The organism is Priestia sp. ST2 (assembly GCF_055810735.1).
Window position 1 is genome coordinate 1,078,236 of the sequence record NZ_JBVVNT010000002.1, and the last position, 18,676, is coordinate 1,096,911.

The window sequence follows — 18,676 nt, forward strand, 5'->3', positions numbered from 1 at the left end:
TGTAATTCAATATTTTTTACAGCGAACACATGTGTTAAAGTGTAAAGTAGTGAAGCGAAAGGAGTAAAAACAACATGGCTCAACGAATCATCAATATGTTTTTATCTGTCTTAGCTGCTTATGGAACGTTGATTTTAACCAAAAACATGAGCATTGCAGATAATATCTTTGTGACACAGATTGTTCGTCTGATCATTTGTGTTGTGGCTGTTATCATTGTGACAGGAATTACTACATATATTTTCAGAAACAAACCTTCTAACAAATAAAAGGGCTGCTATTTAGATAGCTGCCCTTTTTATTTTCCTTAATTCCTATTTTATTTCACCCTAAAGAAAATAGGGATGTCTCAAACAATCATGAGACATCCCTATTAAGGTCATACATACTTTTACGCGTTTAAAGCACGCACAAATTCTTTTGCGAGACTGATTGTAGACTGTGGATTTTGTCCTGTTAAAAGCTTTCCGTCTACTTCGATATGATCGCTCCAATTATCTTTTGCAATAAACTCAGCGCCTAGCTCACGAAGCTTTGTTTCAAGAAGAAACGGCATGTATTTATCTAACGTTGTATCTTTCTCTTCTGAATCAGTAAACGCTGTAATACGTTTACCCTTTACAATCGGCTCACCGTTTTTAAGCTTTCCGCCTACAAGAGCTGCCGGTCCATGGCATACTGCTGCAATCAGCTTGTCGTCTTCAGCAAACTCTGTTAACAAACGGTGTAAGTGCGTATCGTCTGGAAAGTCAAACATTGTTCCGTGCCCTCCAGGTACAAACATGCCTGCAAAGTCTTGTGAACTTACTTCAGCTAATGATTTTGTATTCTCTAAAAGTTTTCCTGCTTCTTTGTCTTCGTCCGTCACATCATCTGTTAAGCTGTTAGGGTCCACAGGTGATTTTCCGCTTTTTGGACTTGCTACGACTACTTCGTATCCTTCTTTCTTAAATGCTAAATATGCTTCAGAGAATTCTGTAAGCCAAATGCCAGCAAGTTCTCCGTTTTCCATTGTATGTCCATTTGTAACAACCATTAAAATTTTTGAATTTCCTGTCATGATTTACTCATTCCTTTTTCATTTATTATTTATTATTTACATACATGTATCTTTAATAATTCATTTATCTCTTTGAACATGTTCCCCGGTATTATTTGATGAAAACATGGTAACTTTTTCTTAATAATAAAAAGAACAGGTAAAAACAATGGTTAAATTATACGAAGAAATAGACGCTTTTTTTATAGTTTGAAGACTATACAGGGCAGATTTTTTTATACGCAGTGTGAAAAGTGATCACTTTAAATATTTTTACTTTTTTGACATATACATCTAATTCGATTATTATCTAATTAGATGTATATCGAATTAAGGAAAGAAGGTAGTACGCTATGCAATTAGATAAGTTGGTGAATTATCATAAAGCCATTGGTGACCCTACCAGGATTAGAATTATTTCACTATTAAAAAAAGGGCCTCTTCACGGGCAAGCCATTGCTTATAAGCTGGGGTTACAGCCTTCAACTATTACTCATCACATTTCAAAGCTAAGAGATGTAGGAATTATTTATCAAAGAAGACAAGGGAACATTATTTATTTTTATCTAGACCTTGAAAGACTCGAATATAACTCGAAGGCTATTTTGAATATTGGAGAGGATTCGATGGAAAATCAAGAAAACCATTTACAGGATAAAGACAAATTATCAATTGTTAAAAACTTTATAAATAGTGATGGAACTTTAAAGATCATTCCAAGTCAAAGAAAGAAAAAGAACGTGATATTAGCTTATTTAATACGTGATTTACAGCATGGAAAAATGTATCAAGAAAAAGAACTGAATGAACATATAAAAAAATATCATGAAGATTATGCAACGATTCGCAGAGAGTTAATTATGCAGCATTTTATGTATAGGCAAAATGGAGAATACGAGTTAAATCCGAAAGAGATGTGGCCCGTTATCTTTTAAAATGGACGTAAAAACGTTCATTTTTTAAGCTTTCTAATTCGATATATATCTAATTAGTCTATGTTATTTCAAATAGAATTAAAGTAAATTGGTAAGCATGTGACATTAATTTCATTCTCCTATATGCTGGCACAGCAGTCATATTAGTTTGCTTACTGCTTAATCTAAAAGCATCTGCTTTGAAAAAAATCATAAAACCTCTGTATGCAATAAGGATTATCCTCTACCAACTAAATTAGTCAATAATCCTTATCGTACTTTATTTATCTTTTAAAAAACTATAAAAGTGTTTTAACCATAATAAAGTCTATTTGTTCTTCGTCTCCCATGTAAAACGAGTGAGATCCGGTTTGAACAAATCCCTGTTTCTTATAAAAAGCAATCGCATTTTTATTTTTTTCCCATACACCTAACCAAATTTTCTTTTTATTAAGTGTCGTTGCTATCTCTACTGCTTTATTAAATAAATGTTTACCAAGCCCTTGTTTTTGAAAGCTGTTACCTATATAAATTCTTTCAATTTCAAGCGCTTCTTCCCCCATCTCTTCAGATTGAGCATCACCCGTATTAACCTTTAAATAACCTGCAATTTCATGATTAACATACATAAAAAAGAATTGCGAGGACGTATTTGATAGTTCTTTTTGTAGCTGTTCTACTGTAAATGCTTTTTCTAAATAAGCTTTCATGTTTTCAGGTGAATTTTGATCTTTAAATGTTTCATTAAATGTTTTGTAACTAATATCTTGAAGGTGATTTACATCTTCAAGAGTACACTTTTTTATATCCATCATCACTGACATACGCCTCTCCTTTATATCCTCAATAATTTCTCTTGTTTCCTTTTTTGACAAACTCCCAGTCTGCTTCTATATTTTTTCTTACTCTTTGAACCAACTTAAGAATGGTATCTGTTTCTTCCTGGGTAAAACCTTCTAATGCCATTTTATCGGAATAATCATTTTCTCTTTTTATAACTGGATATACGCTCTTCCCTTTTTCAGTTGGAAAAAGATTTTTATTTTTTTTATTGTGGGGATCGTCTTTCTTCTCAATAAAACCATTCATTTCAAGCTTTTTTATAGCCCGAGCCGCTGTTGTTCGATCTACTTTTATCAACTCAGCTAACTTTTCTTGAATGATTCCCGGATTTTCACATATTCGCACTAAATACAAATACTGCCCCTTAGTCAGGTCATACTCTTTAAATTCTATATTACTAATCGAATCCAATGCTCTTGCTATCATTCCAATTTCACGCAGAATTTCACTCATAAATATCTCCTTTGCACATATTTTTGTTGCAAATACAATAAAAATAATATACGTTTAATGTACCTTAAAATAGTTGCATTTGCAACAAAAAATAATAAGTAAAGGAGCTGATTACAGTGAAATATGTTGTTTATGTAGGAGGAATTTTACTATTAACTCTGGGAATTTCTTTAACGATCCAATCCAACCTAGGAGCTTCACCTTTTGATGCACTTTTAGTTGGACTGTCCCTAAACGTAGGCCTTAGCGTTGGAAGCTGGGAAATGATACTTGCATGTGTATTAATTTGTGGTAATGCCCTTTTAAGCAAACAAAAGCCGGAAGTACTGGGACTGTTAACAGCATTCATAACGGGTCTTGGTATTGATGTATGGCTTTTTTTATTAGAGAGTTGGGCTCCCTTTGAAATGTGGTACAGCAAATTATGTTGTTTTGGAATTGGTTTAATCATTATAGGTGTAGGAACCTCAACCTACTTACATACAAATTTTGCACCCATTCCAATTGACCGCTTAACATTAATCATACAAAAACTAGCTAACACAAATTTATTTCTCGCAAGAACATTGATTTACTTCACATTTTTACTATCTGCGATGCTTTTAGACGGACCAATTGGTGTCGGAACGCTATTAACCGTGTTTTTAGGCGGCGTGCTGCTTAATTTTTTTATGCCCATTACAAAAAAAGCAGTAGACTGCATATTACCAAAATCTCATACCTCACAAAGTCATATTCAAGACAACAAGCGTTCCATATAGATACATTTTTATTACTCAACTATCGTAATAGATTTGCACCATAGTACTAGATATAATAAGAGCAATGAGGAGGAAACATTTAATGAAGGAAAGGGGTTATTATTAATCAATGATTGTATTGTATGAAGATAAGTATAAAGAAGCAGTTATTCAACTAATATTGCATGTACAAAATGTAGAAGCTGGTGTAGGTATTAGTGTTGAAGAACAGCCGGATATTTTAGACATTAAGTCAAACTATCTCCATACCGGCGGTAACTTTTGGATAGCTTTGAATGATAAGCAAGAAGTAGTAGGATGTATTGGGTTGCAAAAGAAAACCAGTGAAATAGGCATATTAAAGAAATTTTTTGTCTACAAGCACTATAGAGGAAAAGAGTTTGGAATAGGAAAAAATCTTTATGCTTCTTTACTTCTTTTTGTGCAGAAGCACGGGTTTTCTAAAATTATTTTAGATACTCCATCTCAAGCTACTCGATCACATAATTTCTATAAAAAAGCTGGGTTTAAACAAGTGACCAAAAAGGATCTGACAGTTCAATATGATTATCCAGATCGAAATTCTCTTCTTTTTGAGCTAGATTTATCTAGCAAACAATTACATAATTAAACCAGAGAAAGCAGGTCTCCAGTTAGAGATCGGCTTTCTCTGGTTGATTACCTATTTATTTACCTCAGCTTTAATAATAAAACGATGTTGTTCTACGTCGAAAAAACCTTCAGACTCTATAATTTGATGTATGTTATACAATCCGCCGATATGTGTTTCGATATCAAAATTAGAAACTTGCCAAGGAATTGCCTTTAAATAAAAGACGAGCGCTCCAATATCATAAAATCTCTGTACAGGAAACTCTTCTTTGCAAGAAATGATGTTAAAAGAACTTTGGTTAAGCTCTTCTATTGCTTTCTTTAAGTTCCAATTACAAAACTCTTTATTTATTGGAACCCCTATACATTCATTGATTCGTGAACAGTCTAACCCCCCACTTGTTGCGTAAAAAACGTGCCTTCCTTTGACAAAATCCTGCTTACTTCTGAAGCACGAAAAGATTCGTGCTGGTTCAAAATCAAATCAAATGTATCATCTTTAAACGGTAAATTTGCGTCTTCAGTTCGTTCAACAACTGTGACACCAAGCGGTTCTAAACGTTTTTTAGCGATTGGAACGTTAGGTTTGTATCCTTCTGTAGCGTACATAACGTGAGGAAAAGGCTGTAACAAAGATAAAAATTCTCCTCCTCCTGTTCCCATATCTAAAGCGGCATTAGAGTTTTGAATAAGACGAAAAGCTTCACTTCCGTACGACCACGAAAGCATGTCGCTATCCATACGACCAGTACGAGTAATAATAGAAAAATCCCATCCAGTAAAATCAACATTTGTATCGTCTACAGCGTTTAAAAAATGTTTGTCCGTTATCATATTAAACTCCTCCTTTTTATAGCTAGCATTAATCATCTATCTTAAACTAGTAAAAGGCGGACCACGGACATATAGACAGCGTTGTTATGTTTCATGTGCTAACGTATTCACACTAACCGCTCCTTTATTAAAATTACGTATGCTTCATTTGTTTGTCCATTCATATGTAATATCGGGTAGTTTCTCTTCGTTTTCACATCCTCTTTTTATAATACTGAAGCCGTGTTTCTCGTAAAACCTCTGGGCATTTTTATTTCGTTCAAATGTACGTAATATTAATTTTCCATTTGATTCTGTCTTGGCTCTTTCGAGTAAAAGCTGTCCGATTCCTCCTCCTTGATAATCTACATGAACGTACAGTTGGCTAATTTCGTCAGCATGATAAGCAATCATTCCTACTATTTGTTCATCCATTAACGCTAATTCAATTTTATAGTGTGCTGACAATATATGATTTAAAAAATAGACATGACGGTCAAAACTGTGCATTTCCTTTTGTTCAATCGCTTTTTCTTTACTATCTCTCCACATTTTTACCGTTTGTTCAGCAAATTGAGGATGATAGTGAACAATATCAACATTAAAATGGGCCATACATTTTCCCCTTATCTGTCATTATGCTATTCGTATTCTTAATAACGATGTCTAGATATTCCCTTCATGTGGTTGAAGCCTGTCAAAATCTTGTTTTAATAAAGAATACATATATAAATCATCAAATTTTCCACACGTAAATTCATAGCTTCTTAATAAGCCTTCTTTTATAAAGCTATGCTTTTTTATTAATTTTTGTGAAGCAGTATTAGCAGGCTCTATTAATGCTTCAATTCTCCGCAAATTAAAATGTGTAAAACCATATTTTATAACAGCGCCCAATGCCTCATTAGCAATCCCATTCCCCCAGTAATCTTTGCTTAGCTCATATCCAATTTCTGCACGGTAATGGTTATGAACTCTATTAAGAAACCCGCAGCTGCCAATAATGTCGTCTTGTTCTTTAAGAGTAATACCCCATCTTATTCCAGATTTTTCGTTTAAGATCGATTTATACCACGCAATCTCATTTGAAGCATCTTCAACCGTTGTAAAAGGCTCTAGACCGTAGTGTTTCATTACTTCTTTATCGGATAGGTATTTTAAAATACTGCCTGCGTCTTCTGCTACAATCTCCCTTAGGGTAAGCCTTTTTGTTTTAATTATGGGAAAATAATTTGACACCTGTACCTTCCCTCCTCTTATCCATTCACTAAACGGAGCTTTTCTCACAGCTTTATCTAATTTAAATAAGCGTTAGTAAGAAATTTCTTTTATTATTACTGAATTCCTTTTTAATTCTAAATATTTGTCGAGAAATGAGCAAAAAAAGCACGCATAACTTCATTTTTAAATCAGCACTGTCATTTCTTTTATATTTGTTAGTTCTAAAAATTAAAGGAATGAAAGCTAGTAATGAAGAATTCTTTTCTAACTAGTCTAAATGAGAAAATAAGGAGAAAAAGATGAAGCTGTATGGCGATTTTGAAAAAGAAGATTGGCTAAACGTATTAAAGCTACCAGAAAAAGAGCTGCCTAATGCATTTATTATTCATGGTGAGTGGGAATTTCAAGATAATATAAATTTATGGAAGGAGATCTTATCCACTGATGTTCATATGCCTAAATGGAACACGGTAATAGGTAAGTTAAATAAAAGAAACATAGGATTTGCGAATGTGTACGGCAGTCCGATGGCGTCAAACATCGTACATCAATTTGCCGGCAGCGGAACCGACTTATTTATTCAAACGGGATATTTTGGAGGCTTATCTTCTATTATACAATATGGAGATATCTTAATCGTATCTGCAGCAAAAATGCAAGATGGCGTATCACACTGGTATTTACCAGAAAAAACGCTTGTAGAAGCTGACCAAGAGTTAGTGGAAGCCGCCTGTAGATATTGTGAACAAAAAGGCTACAGCTATATAAAAGGACACGTGGTCAGTATGGGTGCCATGCTGATCGAGACACTTGACATGGTAAAGGAATGGTCGCTTGCAGGTTTTCTCGGTGTGGATATGGAGACAGCTACCACTTTGGCCATTGCTCATAAATTCAACAAGCGGGCTGTCGGCTTATTAAATTTATCAGACCACCTTCTTCACGGCGATACTCTTTATTCGTATACAAAGGACAGAGAGTTAATAGAAAGTGCAACTGATAAAGCAATTCGCGATGTAGCTCTTTATTTAAGCAGTACATACTAGAATAGAACAAACAAAACAAGATAACTGTGCAGTTATCTTGTTTTGTTTGTTTCGCAGTTTTTAACACCTGTATAGTTTGGGTATGAACAGGATTCTCTGTTATCAGCATTTAAATTTTTATTTGTTTATTGTTTAAACCAGCTTCCAACGTATCGTACAGCGCAAGTTTATAATTAATTCGTTCTAGATGCAGGTAGGTTTGCGACATGTCTGCTTCCACTTTCTTTTTATGCTGAAGCATCATCTTTCTACGTTCGCTGATGGTACTTTCTCCTTTTTTATATGACTCTACATACTGTTTAATCTCGACAAGCGGCATCCCTGTTGCACGTAAGGCTAAAATAAACTTGACCCACTCGATATTCTGGTCATTGTATAGACGGTGATCATGTTCATTTCGTTCCACAAATGGTAAAATGCCTTCCTTTTCGTAGTATCGCAGAGTGGGCGCAGACAGCCCCGTTTTTTCTTGCATGTCTCTCATTGTATAAGACATTAAGAAGCATTCAGCACCTTTTGCTCCTTTTTTCCTTTTTCTTTAATTAGTAAGACACCTAACAACCCCATCATTGAAAACAAAATGGGAATCATAAAAGCATAATGATAACCAACATGCAGCGAACGCTCGGGGAATAAATCCAGGACATTTCCGAAAATACTAGGTAATAATACTGCGCTTAAAAAGCCTCCCATATTGGCAAAACCTGATACAACTCCTACTTCTTTTACTGAGAAGGATTGACGTACTACGGCAAATGTCAAAGCGCTTGCGCCGTTTCCAAAGCCGATGATAAAAAGCAAAATAACGACTAGCATGAATGAAGGTTTCACGCCGGAAAGTAATAACCCAGTCCAGCTAAGCACCACAATAAGATGAATAAGTGAATAAATTTTTTTAATGGAATTTAACCTGCTTGATATCCAGCTGATTAAAGGTCCGCCAATCATAGCGCCAAACAGACCATACATAATAAGCTGACTTGCATCAGCGCGAGATAAATGGAACACATTCATTCCATAAGGAACTCCCCAAGAACCAATAAAACCGATATATGTACCAACTACACCAAAATGACAAAGAAATGTTGCCCAGGCTTGGCGAGTCGTCATCACTCTCCTTAGGATCGCCCATACACTTTCCGGAGTCTTAACAGAGGATTTATTTGCTTTAGCATCATCTTGAAATAATCGTTTAGGTTTCACCACCAAAACGACATAAAGCAGGTAGGATACCGCCATTAAAACTAGACCTATGCTAAGAAAGGGAACCCTCCAGCCTGAAAATGAAATCCACATAGACAAAGGCACGGTAGCTGATAATGAACCTACACTTCCTACCAGCCCAATTAAACCTAATAGCTTTACAAACTCATTTCCCTTAAACCACTGACTTAAAATTAACACTAAATTGACAAAAATCATGGAGTCTCCCGTACCGACTAGTAAACGAGAGAAAATTAACACATATTCGTTAGGAGACGTGCTGTAGATAAGACTTCCTATTCCTGTTAAAAGCGACCCTATAATCAAAAATCGATTGGGACCGTATCGGTCAGAAAGTAAACCAATAGGAATCTGAAGACCTGCATATGCTAAAAATTGTATACTAGTCATTAATCCTATAACAGACGCTGAAACGTGAAAATCTTTCATTAACTGTTCTGTAATAAGTCCAGGGGCTGTTCGTTGACTGACAATCAAATAATACGCTAATAAAGCGGTTCCAAAAACAACCCATCTGTAGCTACTTTCCTGTTTGTTCATTTTGACAGATCCTCTCATGTATAATTTTTCTGCGTAGAAATGCTGGTGGAAAATGTTTAAGAGATGAACATATTGATAGAATGAAGGTCTGTTTGATAAATAAGTCGCTATTGCGGACAGCTCTTCTTTTTATCCTTGTTTTTCCTTTCTATTATAATTTTAAGTTTTTAAAGGTGATTTTTCAATGAGGGATGTAATCTTGTAATATACCTTTTGCAATTTCTTTTCACTATTAGATATCCAAGTTAGAGTCGTTCTCGCCATTTTTCGGGTGTAAAAAACCTTAATAATGACCCATAAATAACCTGTATTACACATAGAGCTTTTAAAAAAAGCTTTCTTTCACTATTTTGCCGGTGTTCCATAAGTTGGTATAAAACTTGCATGTTCATTTATGAACACTTATTAAAGGAGGAGAACTTTATGAAAAAAGCTGAACGTAAGAAAAGTATTAAAAAGCAGGTCATTACTTGTGCTGTTCTCGCGGCATCTCTTTTACTTCCAATCTCCACTTCCGCTGCTTCTGCACCTTATACGCTTTATCAAGTCGGAAGTACTGCAGACAAAGCTACTAGTACAAGCTTCGGACAAGTCTATATGGGCGGAAGCATCGATGTAGATGAAGCATTCAAATGGATGATTCAAAAGGCAAACGGCGGAGATTTCTTGGTTATAAGAGCGACGGGTACTGACGCCTATAATTCATATATCTATGACCTCGCCAAAAGCATAGGTAAGCCCCTTAACTCTGTTAGCACAATTGTTGTTGATGATTTAATAAGAGCAGGTTCAGACTCTTCTTTAATTGACAAAATTAACAAAGCAGAAGGCATCTTTTTTGCTGGAGGCAATCAAGCTGATTACGTAGATTTCTTAGAAGGATCCCCAGCTCTTACAGCCTTAAATAATCGTATTAATCAAGGCATTCCTTTTGGAGGAACAAGTGCCGGCACCATGATTCAAGGTGATCACGTTTATGACTCTATCTCAGCAGGCTCTACAACTTTAGATTCGAAAACAGCGCTAAACAATCCCTATAGTTCTCTTATTTCTTTTACAGATTATTTGATTCAAACCCCGCATAATAATAACATTCAAACAGACACTCATTTTGAACAACGAGATAGAATGGGACGTTTTTTAACATTTCTTGCACGTAATATCCAAGACGGAGAAGAAACTGGAACAAGCGCCAAGGGAATTGCTGTTAATGAACAGTCAGCGCTTCTGGTAGAAAAAGATGGTTCAGCTAAAGTAGTAACACAGCCAGGCTCTACAAATGCAGCTGTTTATCTAGCTAAAACGAATAAGGCGCCTGCTACTTGTATAAGTGGTCAGCCGCTGACGTTTAATAATATTTCTATCTATAAACTATTTAATGGCAGCACTTTTAATCTTTCCACTTGGACGGGTTCTGGAGGGTTAGCTTATACTTTAAACGTAAACGGCGGTGTTATTACTTCCTCTACAGGAAAAGTATACGGAGGAAATCAGCCGTAAACGCCCAGTCTATGACGACACTATTTTATAGAAAAGGGAAACTTGATTAGTGAAGTTTCCCTTTCTTCCGTATATTAAGGATTGATTAAGTGCTGTTTTGTTTTTAAATGATATAGATAATGCAGTCCTTTTTCTGTTATTTTCGTTCCTGCTCTGCCTCTGCGTTTTATAATATACTCTCTTTCTTCTAGTACATCCAAACGATTTCTCACCTGCTGTTCTGTAAGAGTAAAGCCTTTTAAATGCTGTGTAATCCACTTTCTGCTTGCTGCTTTTCCTGTATCATTACACTGCTTTATCGTTTCTAACAGAGCGTGATTTTCTTGAAGTTCGATCAAGTCAACCGATTCATTTTCAATTTCATGTAAAGTATGCTCCTCCTTTTGACTACTAAGCCTATACTCTACGTCTTTTGCTTTCACTTCGTTTTCATCGCAGACAGTAAGCAAATACTCGATGACTCCTTTTAATTCTCTTATGTTTCCTAGCCATTCATATTCGATAAGCAGCTTCATCGCTTCTGGATGGATATGCGTCCACGTTTTTGATTTAGAAATAAAATGATGAATCAGTAAAGGAATATCGGTTCTTCTATATCTTAAAGGAGGAATCGTTAAAGATAATACGTGTAAACGATAGTACAAATCTTCTCGAAACAACCCTTCTTTCATTTTATGTAGTAAATTGTTGTGAGTAGCTGCTATTATTCTTACATTGATCGGAATAACTCTTGTCCCTCCTACCCGTCTAATTTCTTTTTCTTGAAGCACTCTTAAAAGCTGAGTTTGTAAACGCGGACTGATATCACCAATTTCATCCAGGAAGATCGTACCTTTATCAGCGCTCTCAAACAGCCCTTTTTTGCCGCCTTTTTGGGCTCCTGTAAAACTGGCTTCTTCATACCCAAACAGCTCACTTTCTAGCAATGTATCGGTCATGGCACTGCAATTCACGGCAAGAAACGGTCCGTTTTTACGTGTAGAATGATTATGGATAGCCTGAGCAAACAGCTCTTTTCCTGTACCGGTTTCTCCTTGAATTAAAATAGGGTACTCAGTAACCGCCATTTTCCGGGAAATTTCAATCGTTTTAAGCAAAGCTGGGTGTTCTCCGATAATATCTTGATAATTATACTTAGCAGAAAAGCCGTTTTTTCTAAGTTCTGACTGCGCTTTTCCTTCTATTTCAACAGCTTGATTCACACTTTTAAACGTTGCTACCGTAGTATTGCTTTCCTGAATCATAGACTTATAGATAACCATTTCGTATCCGTTTACGTTAAAGTACTGACTTTTCTCGTCGGACGATGTAATAAACTCCACAAGGCCTTCGTTAGAAATGACATGTTGAATTTCACGATTTACAACATCAGAAGAAGATAGCTGAAACAATGATTCTAACCTTTTATTAAATAACGTAATTCTTTTATTGAAATCCACGGCCAGGACCCCATCTTCTACTACATTTACAACACTCTTTACATGGAGGTGAAGTTCTTTCATTTGCCCTTCTGCTTCTATTAGCTTTTTTTGCAGCTCAATAATATTTCGTAAATAGCGATCCCAAATAATTGAATGATTAGACTGATTAAAACCAAATGATTTTATAAGTTCAAAAATGGTCGCCATATCAAAAAGCCTAACGCCTATATCAATTACATGTTTTACATATGGCGGACATAAGTGAATCTCACCTGGAGAAACAGCAACTTCCACACCTTCGTAATAGGTCTTTTGCTTTTTAAAAGGAATAAACTGAACATGATTAATACCTACTTGATAGAGAGATTCTATTAATTTAAGGGTTTCTTTATCGTCATCGTTTACAATTAATACTTTTGTATGGGCGGGGATTTGCAGCAATTCATTTATATGTTTATGGTGAATCGTTCTATTTCCTACAATTTCATGTGCATGCTGAACGTCTAATCTGTCCTTCAGTTCGTGCTTTATACTCTCTGATGAGTAGAGTACAACATCGCCATCAATTTCACCCGGTAATTCTTCGTCAATCGCAAAGCATTCAATAAAAATGTAATCGTCTAGCAGCTCTTTTAATTGATTGTGCAAAATGATTCTAGTTTGCTTGCTTCCTGTTATTAAAACTAATTTCTTTTTCATCGTATGAACACCTTTCTACAGGCCTTTAAATTTGCTTGCCTTCAGAGATTAGTCTTGGAATACTGTACCTATCATTTTATACGTTGCCCTGCATTTCATCTAGCGGACGTTTGTCCCTATTGCAAATAAAAATAAGTAGAAAAAAGTGCCTCCGCTTTAATAGGTGGAGGCACAATATGCTAAAGTGCTAGATGCATTGAATTACTGTCTGTTCTCTTTTTATTTAATAGCTACTTTTATTGGTTTGATATCTAACGCAACTTTCACAATGGAATAATTGTCTTTTTGACCGTCTGTATAAGCCCAATAACCATTGCTTTCAGCACTTTTTCGGAAGGTAAGCTCAAAACCTTTGTTTTGGTTAAATGCATAGCTCTTTATTTCTTTACTCTGAGCGTTATCAACAAGATCGTAAGCTAAGAACTTGCTTAGTACACCGTGCGGAGAGAAAAGACCTGTATTTGGTCCAACTTTTTCACTGTAGTATTCATTTTTTCTAGTAGATGTTTTAGCTGGGTTTATGACGATTTCTTTTGTTGTGAGATTTACTTTGTCGCCTGGAGTGATACAAGAGATAAGAATATTTTTGTAATCACTCGGAAATTTGTCATTTGTCTGTACCTTCGCTAAGTCAACTAGCGTAATACCGCCTCTTCCCACAACTTCTATTTGTTTTGCTTTATTATTTACCACCATAGCAGTATCTTCATCAATTCCGTATGAAAGCTGATTTTTATTTCCTTTTTCATATGCTGTTGTAATAAGACGTCCGAGTCTTGCTTTGTTGTCAAAATGCTGATCAACAAGACCGTATTGGAAAAAGCCAAGACCTTTTTCCAAATAAGCAGGCCCGCCTTCTTGCTGAGTCATATCATTATATGTGTTTGTAAATCCGTAAGAAAGAGCTCCGTAGCTATCTCCGCCTGCGAGCATAGTATTACTCATAATTGCAGCGCCGGCGCTCGTACCGCCAAGTACTGCTCCGTTTTTATACGTATGCCATATAGCTTGTAAAACTTTTGAGTCCGAACCATTTTCATTACGCAAGGAGCCCGTAATCAAGGTTTGATCTCCTCCTACAAACCAAATGCCCGTTAGCCCTTTGACTTTTTGCGCTAGTTTATCACTGTTCATATTTGTTTTCCAAGTCGACTCATTTTCAGAAGTCCCTTTAAAGTCATGGTTCGAAATAGGTAAAATCTCTATATTTTCCGCTTTCACTCCGTATTTAATTAAATCACTTTTAAACTGATTAGAAGAGTCGAACTTAGTACTCGCTGCAGGCACAATTCCTATTTTGGCTTGTTTTCCTCCTGCAAGATTAATAAACTTGTTATACACGCTTGAATTGCTGCTGCCAAGCGCTCCTCCTGCAATTAAGAGATTACCTTTAATCGAATCGTATGCAGGACTTTCAGATGAAGAAAAAGTAGGTTTTTTATACGTTAAACTAGTTTTTCTATCCGATTGGAATTTGAAGGTTTTAGGCGTAATATCCATTCTGACATTTACAATGGAATAGTCGTCTTTTTGTCCGTCAGTATATCTCCAGTAGCCGTTTGTATCATTGTCCTTTTGAAAAGCAATTTCATATCCCGACCCTTTACTGTCATAAACATAGCTTTTCGCAGATTTCATCGATTCATTGTCAACAAGAGAATAGGATAAATAAGCCTTTAATCTGCCATATGGCGTAAAAACACCCGTAGCAGGCAGTGCGTTAAACGAGTAATATTCAAATCCCTTCGTTTCTACTTTCTCTTTTGGAAATTCAAATGACTTTAAATGATAGTTAATTTTATCTCCAGAAGATAAGTAACTAACCTTCATATTCTCTAATCCCGAACGAGCTTTCTGCTTAGATACAAGCTTAGCTTTGCTCATATCCAAGACGGCTACTCCGCTTCGTCCAACAACTTCAATCTTTTGATCTTTATTGTTAACGACCATAGCCGTATCTTCGTCCACACCGTATGCAAAGTTTTTTTCTTTGTCACGTTCAGAAATATATGCAGCTACTGCAAGTCGCCCAAGTCGTGCTCGTTCATCCATGTGCTGATCAATTATGCCGTGTTTGAAAAACCCCAGCCCTTTTTGAATTGATAGAGGCTCGTACTCTTTTTGACTGCGTTTGTTTTTGCTTACATGTTTATTTTCCTTGTTTTCTAAACTGTCTTTTAACGCTCCTAGACTGTCTCCTCCTGTAATCATGACGTCACTCATAATTGCAGCTCCTGCACTTGTGCCTCCGATTACTGCTCCTTTACGATATATATCCCAAATAGCTTTTAACGCTTCAGAATCACTTCCATTATTTTGACGAAGAGAATCCACAATTTTGGTTTGATCTCCTCCAACAAACCAAACTGCCGTTAGTCCTTTAATCGTACGGGATAACTTCTTATCATTTACTTGATTCTTCCAGGTTGATTCGTCCTTTTGTGTATCAGAAAAATCGTGATTTGAAACGGGAAGAATTTTAATAGAATCTGAGTTTGCTCCGTATTTTACGAGGTCTTCCTTAAACTTTTTAGAAGACTGCAGCGTTGTGCTAGCAGCTGGAATAATCCCTACTTTTGCTTTTTCTTTTCCTCCAGCAAGCGAGAGAAACTTTTCATAGATTTCGTGATTAGATGTCCCTATACCTCCGCCTGCAATAACAAGGCTGCCTTTAATGTCTTCAGTATTTTCTTGTGCTTTTGCAAGCAGCGGTGTACTCAAAGAAGAAAGTAATGTAAAGCTGATAAGACATGAAACAAGTTTCTTTTTCATTTGAAAGATCCTTTCCACGCAAATTTTAATATCTTTCTCTGACTAGCTCGTATCCTTCCTCGATACTTTCGTTAAATGATGTTTAAAACCTGTTATTCAAACGTTCCTTTCACAACAGGGACACCGTCTTTTACCATTACTTTACCTTGAGCAAAAACTGTTTTAATTGTTAGTGTCTCTTTGTCTAAAAGGACTAAATCTGCATCTTTTCCAGGTTCAATATGCCCTTTACTGGCCAGTTTTAATACTTTGGCAGGATTAGAAGTAATGACTTGAAGAGCTGTTTCTAACGGCACTGATTCTTCTAATACTGCATCTCGTACTTCTTGAAATAAAGAAGACACTTTTCCAACTTGAAGCCCTTTATAGTCTCCGTTATCATCAAAAAACGGCAGGCTCGCTTGTCCATCGGATGAGAACGTAATGCTCGAGATTGGAACTTCTTCTTCAAGCATGATACGTAACCCTTTGCTGCACTTAACTTCGCCTTCTTCTAAAAAATATGGAATGGTGCTAGTTGTAAAATCTACATAGCCACCTCGTTTTGCAAATTGAATTCCTTCTTTAAACAGTTCTTCATTTCGATTAATATGTGTAGGATGAAACTGACGAATTGGCAGATCTGTTTCATCTGCGATTTGATTTAATAAAGATAATTTCCGTTTTCCATCCCCTACATGAACTTCTAATATTCCGGCTTTCCCTGATAAAATCCCTCCATTGCGGGCAGCAGAAGCCACCTTTACCAGTTCTTCAAATGTCGGTTCAGAGGAACGGTGGTCAGAAATGGCAATTTCACCTACTCCGATAATTTTATCAATTAAAATAAGATCTTCTTCGATGCTGGTAGTTAACGTTTTTACTGGTACTTGATAAGAACCTGTGTGAATAAAGCAGCTAATTCCTTCTTCTTCTAATCCTCTTGCTTTAGCAAGAAGACTTTCCATTCTTCTTGTTGTACCGTCTGTTCCAAGTACACCTACAATAGTTGTAACACCGGCAGTCGTTGCATCGGTTAACATTAGTTCAGGCGTGCGTGTTTTATATCCGCCTTCTCCTCCTCCGCCAATAATATGAACATGTGAGTCAATAAAGCCTGGAGCTATAACATCATTAGCAGCGTCTACAACATGAATAGGAATGGACGTATTTACATGATCAATACAATCCTCTATAAGGATGATTTTGCTGTCTGCAAGCAATACGTCTTTTTTTCCTAAATACTCTGGTGCATATACTTCTGCGTTTTTGATTAAGGTTAACAACTTCTATTCCTCCTACTAGTAAGCTCAACTTACGAATAACATTTTTCTATATAATTTTAATGCTTAAAATGGTCCGTAATTGATAAAATAAGCAATCACAACGGCAATTAAACCAATCACATATTGAATAAGGACTAACGGCAACACCCATTTGGCCCACTTTGTCCATGAAATTCCCGCAATCGCTAAACCAGCCATTAATGTTCCAGCTGTCGGGAAGATAATATTTCCAATGCCATCTGCAAAAGAAAAAGATAATACTGCTGTTTGCCTTGTAATATCAAGTAAATCTGCAAGAGGCGTCATGATTGGCATCGTCAGCATCGCATGACCTGTTCCAGATGCTAAAATAAGATGAATCAGCGCTTGGAAGTTATAGATTCCGATGACGCTTAAATATCCCGGAATATGCTGAATAGCTCCAGATACTTGATGAAGCATAGGGTCTACAATATGTCCTTCATTTAAAACAACAAGAACAGCACGAGAAACTCCGATAACAAGCGCTCCTCCAACTAGTGCTGCTGCCCCGTTTGTAAATGACTTAACTGTATTTTCAACAGAGAGCCTTCCAATAATCCCAATCACAACAGTCAAAATGACAAATAAAGAGGCAATTTCAGTAATGTACCACTTATACTTAATAACGCCAAAAGCAAGAATTACGTAGTTAACAAGAAATGCTGCCATAATCCATTTATGCTTTCTAGTTAACTTGGCATCCGAGTTTAAAAGTTTATTTGCGCTGGTTATGCTGTATTTTCCGTACGTCCCAATAGAAGGACTTTTTTTCACTTTCATCGCATATCGGTAGACAAACCAAACTGAAACAGCGTAAACAACTACAAACAAGATGAGTCGAAAGCCCATTCCAGAAAACATAGGAAGCTCTGCTACTCCTTGCGCAACACCAACTGTAAATGGATTCATAACTGCCGTAGTAAAACCAGCCGATGCGCCAATTAACACAATAGCAGTCCCTGTTAATGCATCGAATCCAAGAGCAAGTGCCAAGGGAATTAAAAGAGGAATATAGGCTAGCGTTTCTTCCGCCATCCCCATTAAAGAACCGCCTACTGCAAAAAATAACATCATAACAGGAATTAATAATTTTTCTCGGGTAGCAAGTTTTTTAGCCATCGTTGTAATTAATACATCTACTGTCCCCGTAGCACTTAGTACCCCAAAGAAACCGCCGATAATTAATACAAAAAAGATAATGTCGGCTCCTTCTACCATTCCTGTATGTATTGCTTTGACCATTTCAAAGAATCCAACAGGTGTAGAATCAATCCATTTAAACGATTGAGGATCTACCGTTGTTCTCCCGTCTACTTCTACACGCGCATATTCTCCAGCTGGCAAGATATACGTTAAAATGGTAGCAATCACAAGAAAGCCTAACAATAAAGCAAAAACGTTTATTTTCCTCTCTTTTTTCCGTACCTGATTTAATGAACTCATTTCCTTTTGCGGTTCACTCATTCTTCTTCTCCCCTTCATTGTGAAATAATAGCTTTAGACAAACATCTCTTTCTTTAAAAGCAGCTTCCTTATCTGCGACTACATATTGC

The 18,676-nt window shown here is 36.2% G+C and carries 17 protein-coding genes and 1 pseudogene; 6 read left to right on the plus strand and 12 right to left on the minus strand.

Annotated elements, in window-relative coordinates:
- The first annotated feature begins 74 nt into the window (after positions 1–74).
- Positions 75–269, plus strand: coding sequence for a hypothetical protein (locus AC0KUU_RS11920; RefSeq protein WP_165575323.1), 195 nt, complete (start codon positions 75–77; stop codon positions 267–269).
- A gap of 122 nt (positions 270–391) precedes the next feature.
- On the opposite strand, the gene AC0KUU_RS11925 is transcribed toward AC0KUU_RS11920, so the two are convergent.
- A complete protein-coding gene (locus AC0KUU_RS11925; protein ID WP_043980686.1) occupies positions 392–1,060 on the minus strand; it encodes a type 1 glutamine amidotransferase domain-containing protein in 669 nt (222 codons plus the stop codon).
- Positions 1,061–1,392: 332 nt separating this feature from the next.
- Between AC0KUU_RS11925 and AC0KUU_RS11930 the strand changes: the two genes are divergently transcribed.
- Entirely contained in the window at positions 1,393–1,974 is a 582-nt protein-coding gene (locus tag AC0KUU_RS11930; protein WP_097823829.1) for a DUF2087 domain-containing protein, read from the plus strand.
- A 278-nt stretch (positions 1,975–2,252) separates the two neighbouring features.
- Here the strand turns inward: AC0KUU_RS11930 and paiA are convergent, their stop codons facing one another.
- Together paiA and AC0KUU_RS11940 are read right to left on the minus strand one after the other, a co-directional pair.
- Positions 2,253–2,777: a spermidine/spermine N(1)-acetyltransferase gene (gene paiA / locus AC0KUU_RS11935; RefSeq protein WP_043980683.1), complete on the minus strand. Its 525-nt coding sequence runs from the start codon at positions 2,775–2,777 to the stop codon at positions 2,253–2,255.
- 19 nt (positions 2,778–2,796) lie between these two features.
- Positions 2,797–3,249 carry a MarR family winged helix-turn-helix transcriptional regulator gene (locus AC0KUU_RS11940; protein ID WP_043980681.1) on the minus strand — a complete coding sequence of 151 codons (453 nt, stop codon included), beginning with the start codon at positions 3,247–3,249 and terminating at the stop codon, positions 2,797–2,799.
- A gap of 116 nt (positions 3,250–3,365) precedes the next feature.
- Between AC0KUU_RS11940 and AC0KUU_RS11945 the strand changes: the two genes are divergently transcribed.
- Together AC0KUU_RS11945 and AC0KUU_RS11950 are read left to right on the plus strand one after the other, a co-directional pair.
- Positions 3,366–4,010, plus strand: a complete 645-nt coding sequence (locus AC0KUU_RS11945) for a YczE/YyaS/YitT family protein (RefSeq protein WP_322551939.1) — start codon at positions 3,366–3,368, stop codon at positions 4,008–4,010.
- Positions 4,011–4,119: 109 nt separating this feature from the next.
- Entirely contained in the window at positions 4,120–4,620 is a 501-nt protein-coding gene (locus tag AC0KUU_RS11950) for a GNAT family N-acetyltransferase (RefSeq protein ID WP_097823833.1), read from the plus strand.
- 51 nt (positions 4,621–4,671) lie between these two features.
- Here the strand turns inward: AC0KUU_RS11950 and AC0KUU_RS11955 are convergent.
- The 3 genes and pseudogenes from AC0KUU_RS11955 to AC0KUU_RS11965 form a co-directional block, all read right to left on the minus strand.
- A pseudogene (locus AC0KUU_RS11955) lies at positions 4,672–5,435 on the minus strand (class I SAM-dependent methyltransferase).
- 144 nt (positions 5,436–5,579) lie between these two features.
- Complete coding sequence (locus tag AC0KUU_RS11960; protein WP_165575324.1) at positions 5,580–6,029, minus strand: GNAT family N-acetyltransferase; 450 nt, start codon at positions 6,027–6,029, stop codon at positions 5,580–5,582.
- 51 nt (positions 6,030–6,080) lie between these two features.
- Entirely contained in the window at positions 6,081–6,653 is a 573-nt protein-coding gene (locus AC0KUU_RS11965; protein WP_043979063.1) for a GNAT family N-acetyltransferase, read from the minus strand.
- A 281-nt stretch (positions 6,654–6,934) separates the two neighbouring features.
- Here AC0KUU_RS11965 and AC0KUU_RS11970 point away from each other — a divergent pair, with 281 nt between their 5' ends.
- Complete coding sequence (locus AC0KUU_RS11970; RefSeq protein ID WP_165575325.1) at positions 6,935–7,681, plus strand: phosphorylase family protein; 747 nt, start codon at positions 6,935–6,937, stop codon at positions 7,679–7,681.
- A gap of 109 nt (positions 7,682–7,790) precedes the next feature.
- On the opposite strand, the gene AC0KUU_RS11975 is transcribed toward AC0KUU_RS11970, so the two are convergent.
- Together AC0KUU_RS11975 and AC0KUU_RS11980 are read right to left on the minus strand one after the other, a co-directional pair.
- Complete coding sequence (locus AC0KUU_RS11975) at positions 7,791–8,177, minus strand: MerR family transcriptional regulator (RefSeq protein WP_043979067.1); 387 nt, start codon at positions 8,175–8,177, stop codon at positions 7,791–7,793.
- The gene (locus tag AC0KUU_RS11980; RefSeq protein ID WP_043979070.1) at positions 8,177–9,445 is read right to left on the minus strand and encodes an MFS transporter; all 1,269 of its coding nucleotides are present in this window, start codon (positions 9,443–9,445) and stop codon (positions 8,177–8,179) included. The genes AC0KUU_RS11975 and AC0KUU_RS11980 overlap by 1 nt, the downstream gene beginning before the upstream one ends.
- Before the next feature lie 423 nt (positions 9,446–9,868).
- Between AC0KUU_RS11980 and AC0KUU_RS11985 the strand changes: the two genes are divergently transcribed.
- Entirely contained in the window at positions 9,869–10,945 is a 1,077-nt protein-coding gene (locus tag AC0KUU_RS11985) for a cyanophycinase (RefSeq protein ID WP_047930844.1), read from the plus strand.
- A 74-nt stretch (positions 10,946–11,019) separates the two neighbouring features.
- On the opposite strand, the gene AC0KUU_RS11990 is transcribed toward AC0KUU_RS11985, so the two are convergent.
- The 4 genes from AC0KUU_RS11990 to AC0KUU_RS12005 form a co-directional block, all read right to left on the minus strand.
- Positions 11,020–13,065: a sigma 54-interacting transcriptional regulator gene (locus AC0KUU_RS11990; RefSeq protein ID WP_280559364.1), complete on the minus strand. Its 2,046-nt coding sequence runs from the start codon at positions 13,063–13,065 to the stop codon at positions 11,020–11,022.
- A 219-nt stretch (positions 13,066–13,284) separates the two neighbouring features.
- The gene (locus tag AC0KUU_RS11995) at positions 13,285–15,837 is read right to left on the minus strand and encodes a cyanophycinase (protein WP_322551938.1); all 2,553 of its coding nucleotides are present in this window, start codon (positions 15,835–15,837) and stop codon (positions 13,285–13,287) included.
- A 92-nt stretch (positions 15,838–15,929) separates the two neighbouring features.
- Entirely contained in the window at positions 15,930–17,102 is a 1,173-nt protein-coding gene (iadA, locus tag AC0KUU_RS12000; protein WP_162213957.1) for a beta-aspartyl-peptidase, read from the minus strand.
- A 63-nt stretch (positions 17,103–17,165) separates the two neighbouring features.
- The gene (locus tag AC0KUU_RS12005; protein WP_097823843.1) at positions 17,166–18,587 is read right to left on the minus strand and encodes a YfcC family protein; all 1,422 of its coding nucleotides are present in this window, start codon (positions 18,585–18,587) and stop codon (positions 17,166–17,168) included.
- Between the last annotated feature and the right edge of the window lie 89 nt (positions 18,588–18,676).

What these genes read in the sequence shown, in the direction of transcription:
- AC0KUU_RS11985 (WP_047930844.1), top strand. Translation starts at nt 9,869, where the DNA reads ATGAAAAAAGCTGAACGTAAGAAAAGTATTAAAAAGCAGGTCATTACT.
- AC0KUU_RS11980 (WP_043979070.1), bottom strand. Translation starts at nt 9,445, where the DNA reads ATGAACAAACAGGAAAGTAGCTACAGATGGGTTGTTTTTGGAACCGCT.
- AC0KUU_RS11990 (WP_280559364.1), bottom strand. Translation starts at nt 13,065, where the DNA reads ATGAAAAAGAAATTAGTTTTAATAACAGGAAGCAAGCAAACTAGAATC.
- AC0KUU_RS11975 (WP_043979067.1), bottom strand. Translation starts at nt 8,177, where the DNA reads ATGTCTTATACAATGAGAGACATGCAAGAAAAAACGGGGCTGTCTGCG.
- paiA (WP_043980683.1), bottom strand. Translation starts at nt 2,777, where the DNA reads ATGTCAGTGATGATGGATATAAAAAAGTGTACTCTTGAAGATGTAAAT.
- AC0KUU_RS11920 (WP_165575323.1), top strand. Translation starts at nt 75, where the DNA reads ATGGCTCAACGAATCATCAATATGTTTTTATCTGTCTTAGCTGCTTAT.
- AC0KUU_RS11950 (WP_097823833.1), top strand. Translation starts at nt 4,120, where the DNA reads ATGATTGTATTGTATGAAGATAAGTATAAAGAAGCAGTTATTCAACTA.
- AC0KUU_RS11930 (WP_097823829.1), top strand. Translation starts at nt 1,393, where the DNA reads ATGCAATTAGATAAGTTGGTGAATTATCATAAAGCCATTGGTGACCCT.
- AC0KUU_RS11995 (WP_322551938.1), bottom strand. Translation starts at nt 15,837, where the DNA reads ATGAAAAAGAAACTTGTTTCATGTCTTATCAGCTTTACATTACTTTCT.
- AC0KUU_RS11940 (WP_043980681.1), bottom strand. Translation starts at nt 3,249, where the DNA reads ATGAGTGAAATTCTGCGTGAAATTGGAATGATAGCAAGAGCATTGGAT.
- AC0KUU_RS12005 (WP_097823843.1), bottom strand. Translation starts at nt 18,587, where the DNA reads ATGAGTGAACCGCAAAAGGAAATGAGTTCATTAAATCAGGTACGGAAA.
- AC0KUU_RS11960 (WP_165575324.1), bottom strand. Translation starts at nt 6,029, where the DNA reads ATGGCCCATTTTAATGTTGATATTGTTCACTATCATCCTCAATTTGCT.
- AC0KUU_RS11970 (WP_165575325.1), top strand. Translation starts at nt 6,935, where the DNA reads ATGAAGCTGTATGGCGATTTTGAAAAAGAAGATTGGCTAAACGTATTA.
- AC0KUU_RS11925 (WP_043980686.1), bottom strand. Translation starts at nt 1,060, where the DNA reads ATGACAGGAAATTCAAAAATTTTAATGGTTGTTACAAATGGACATACA.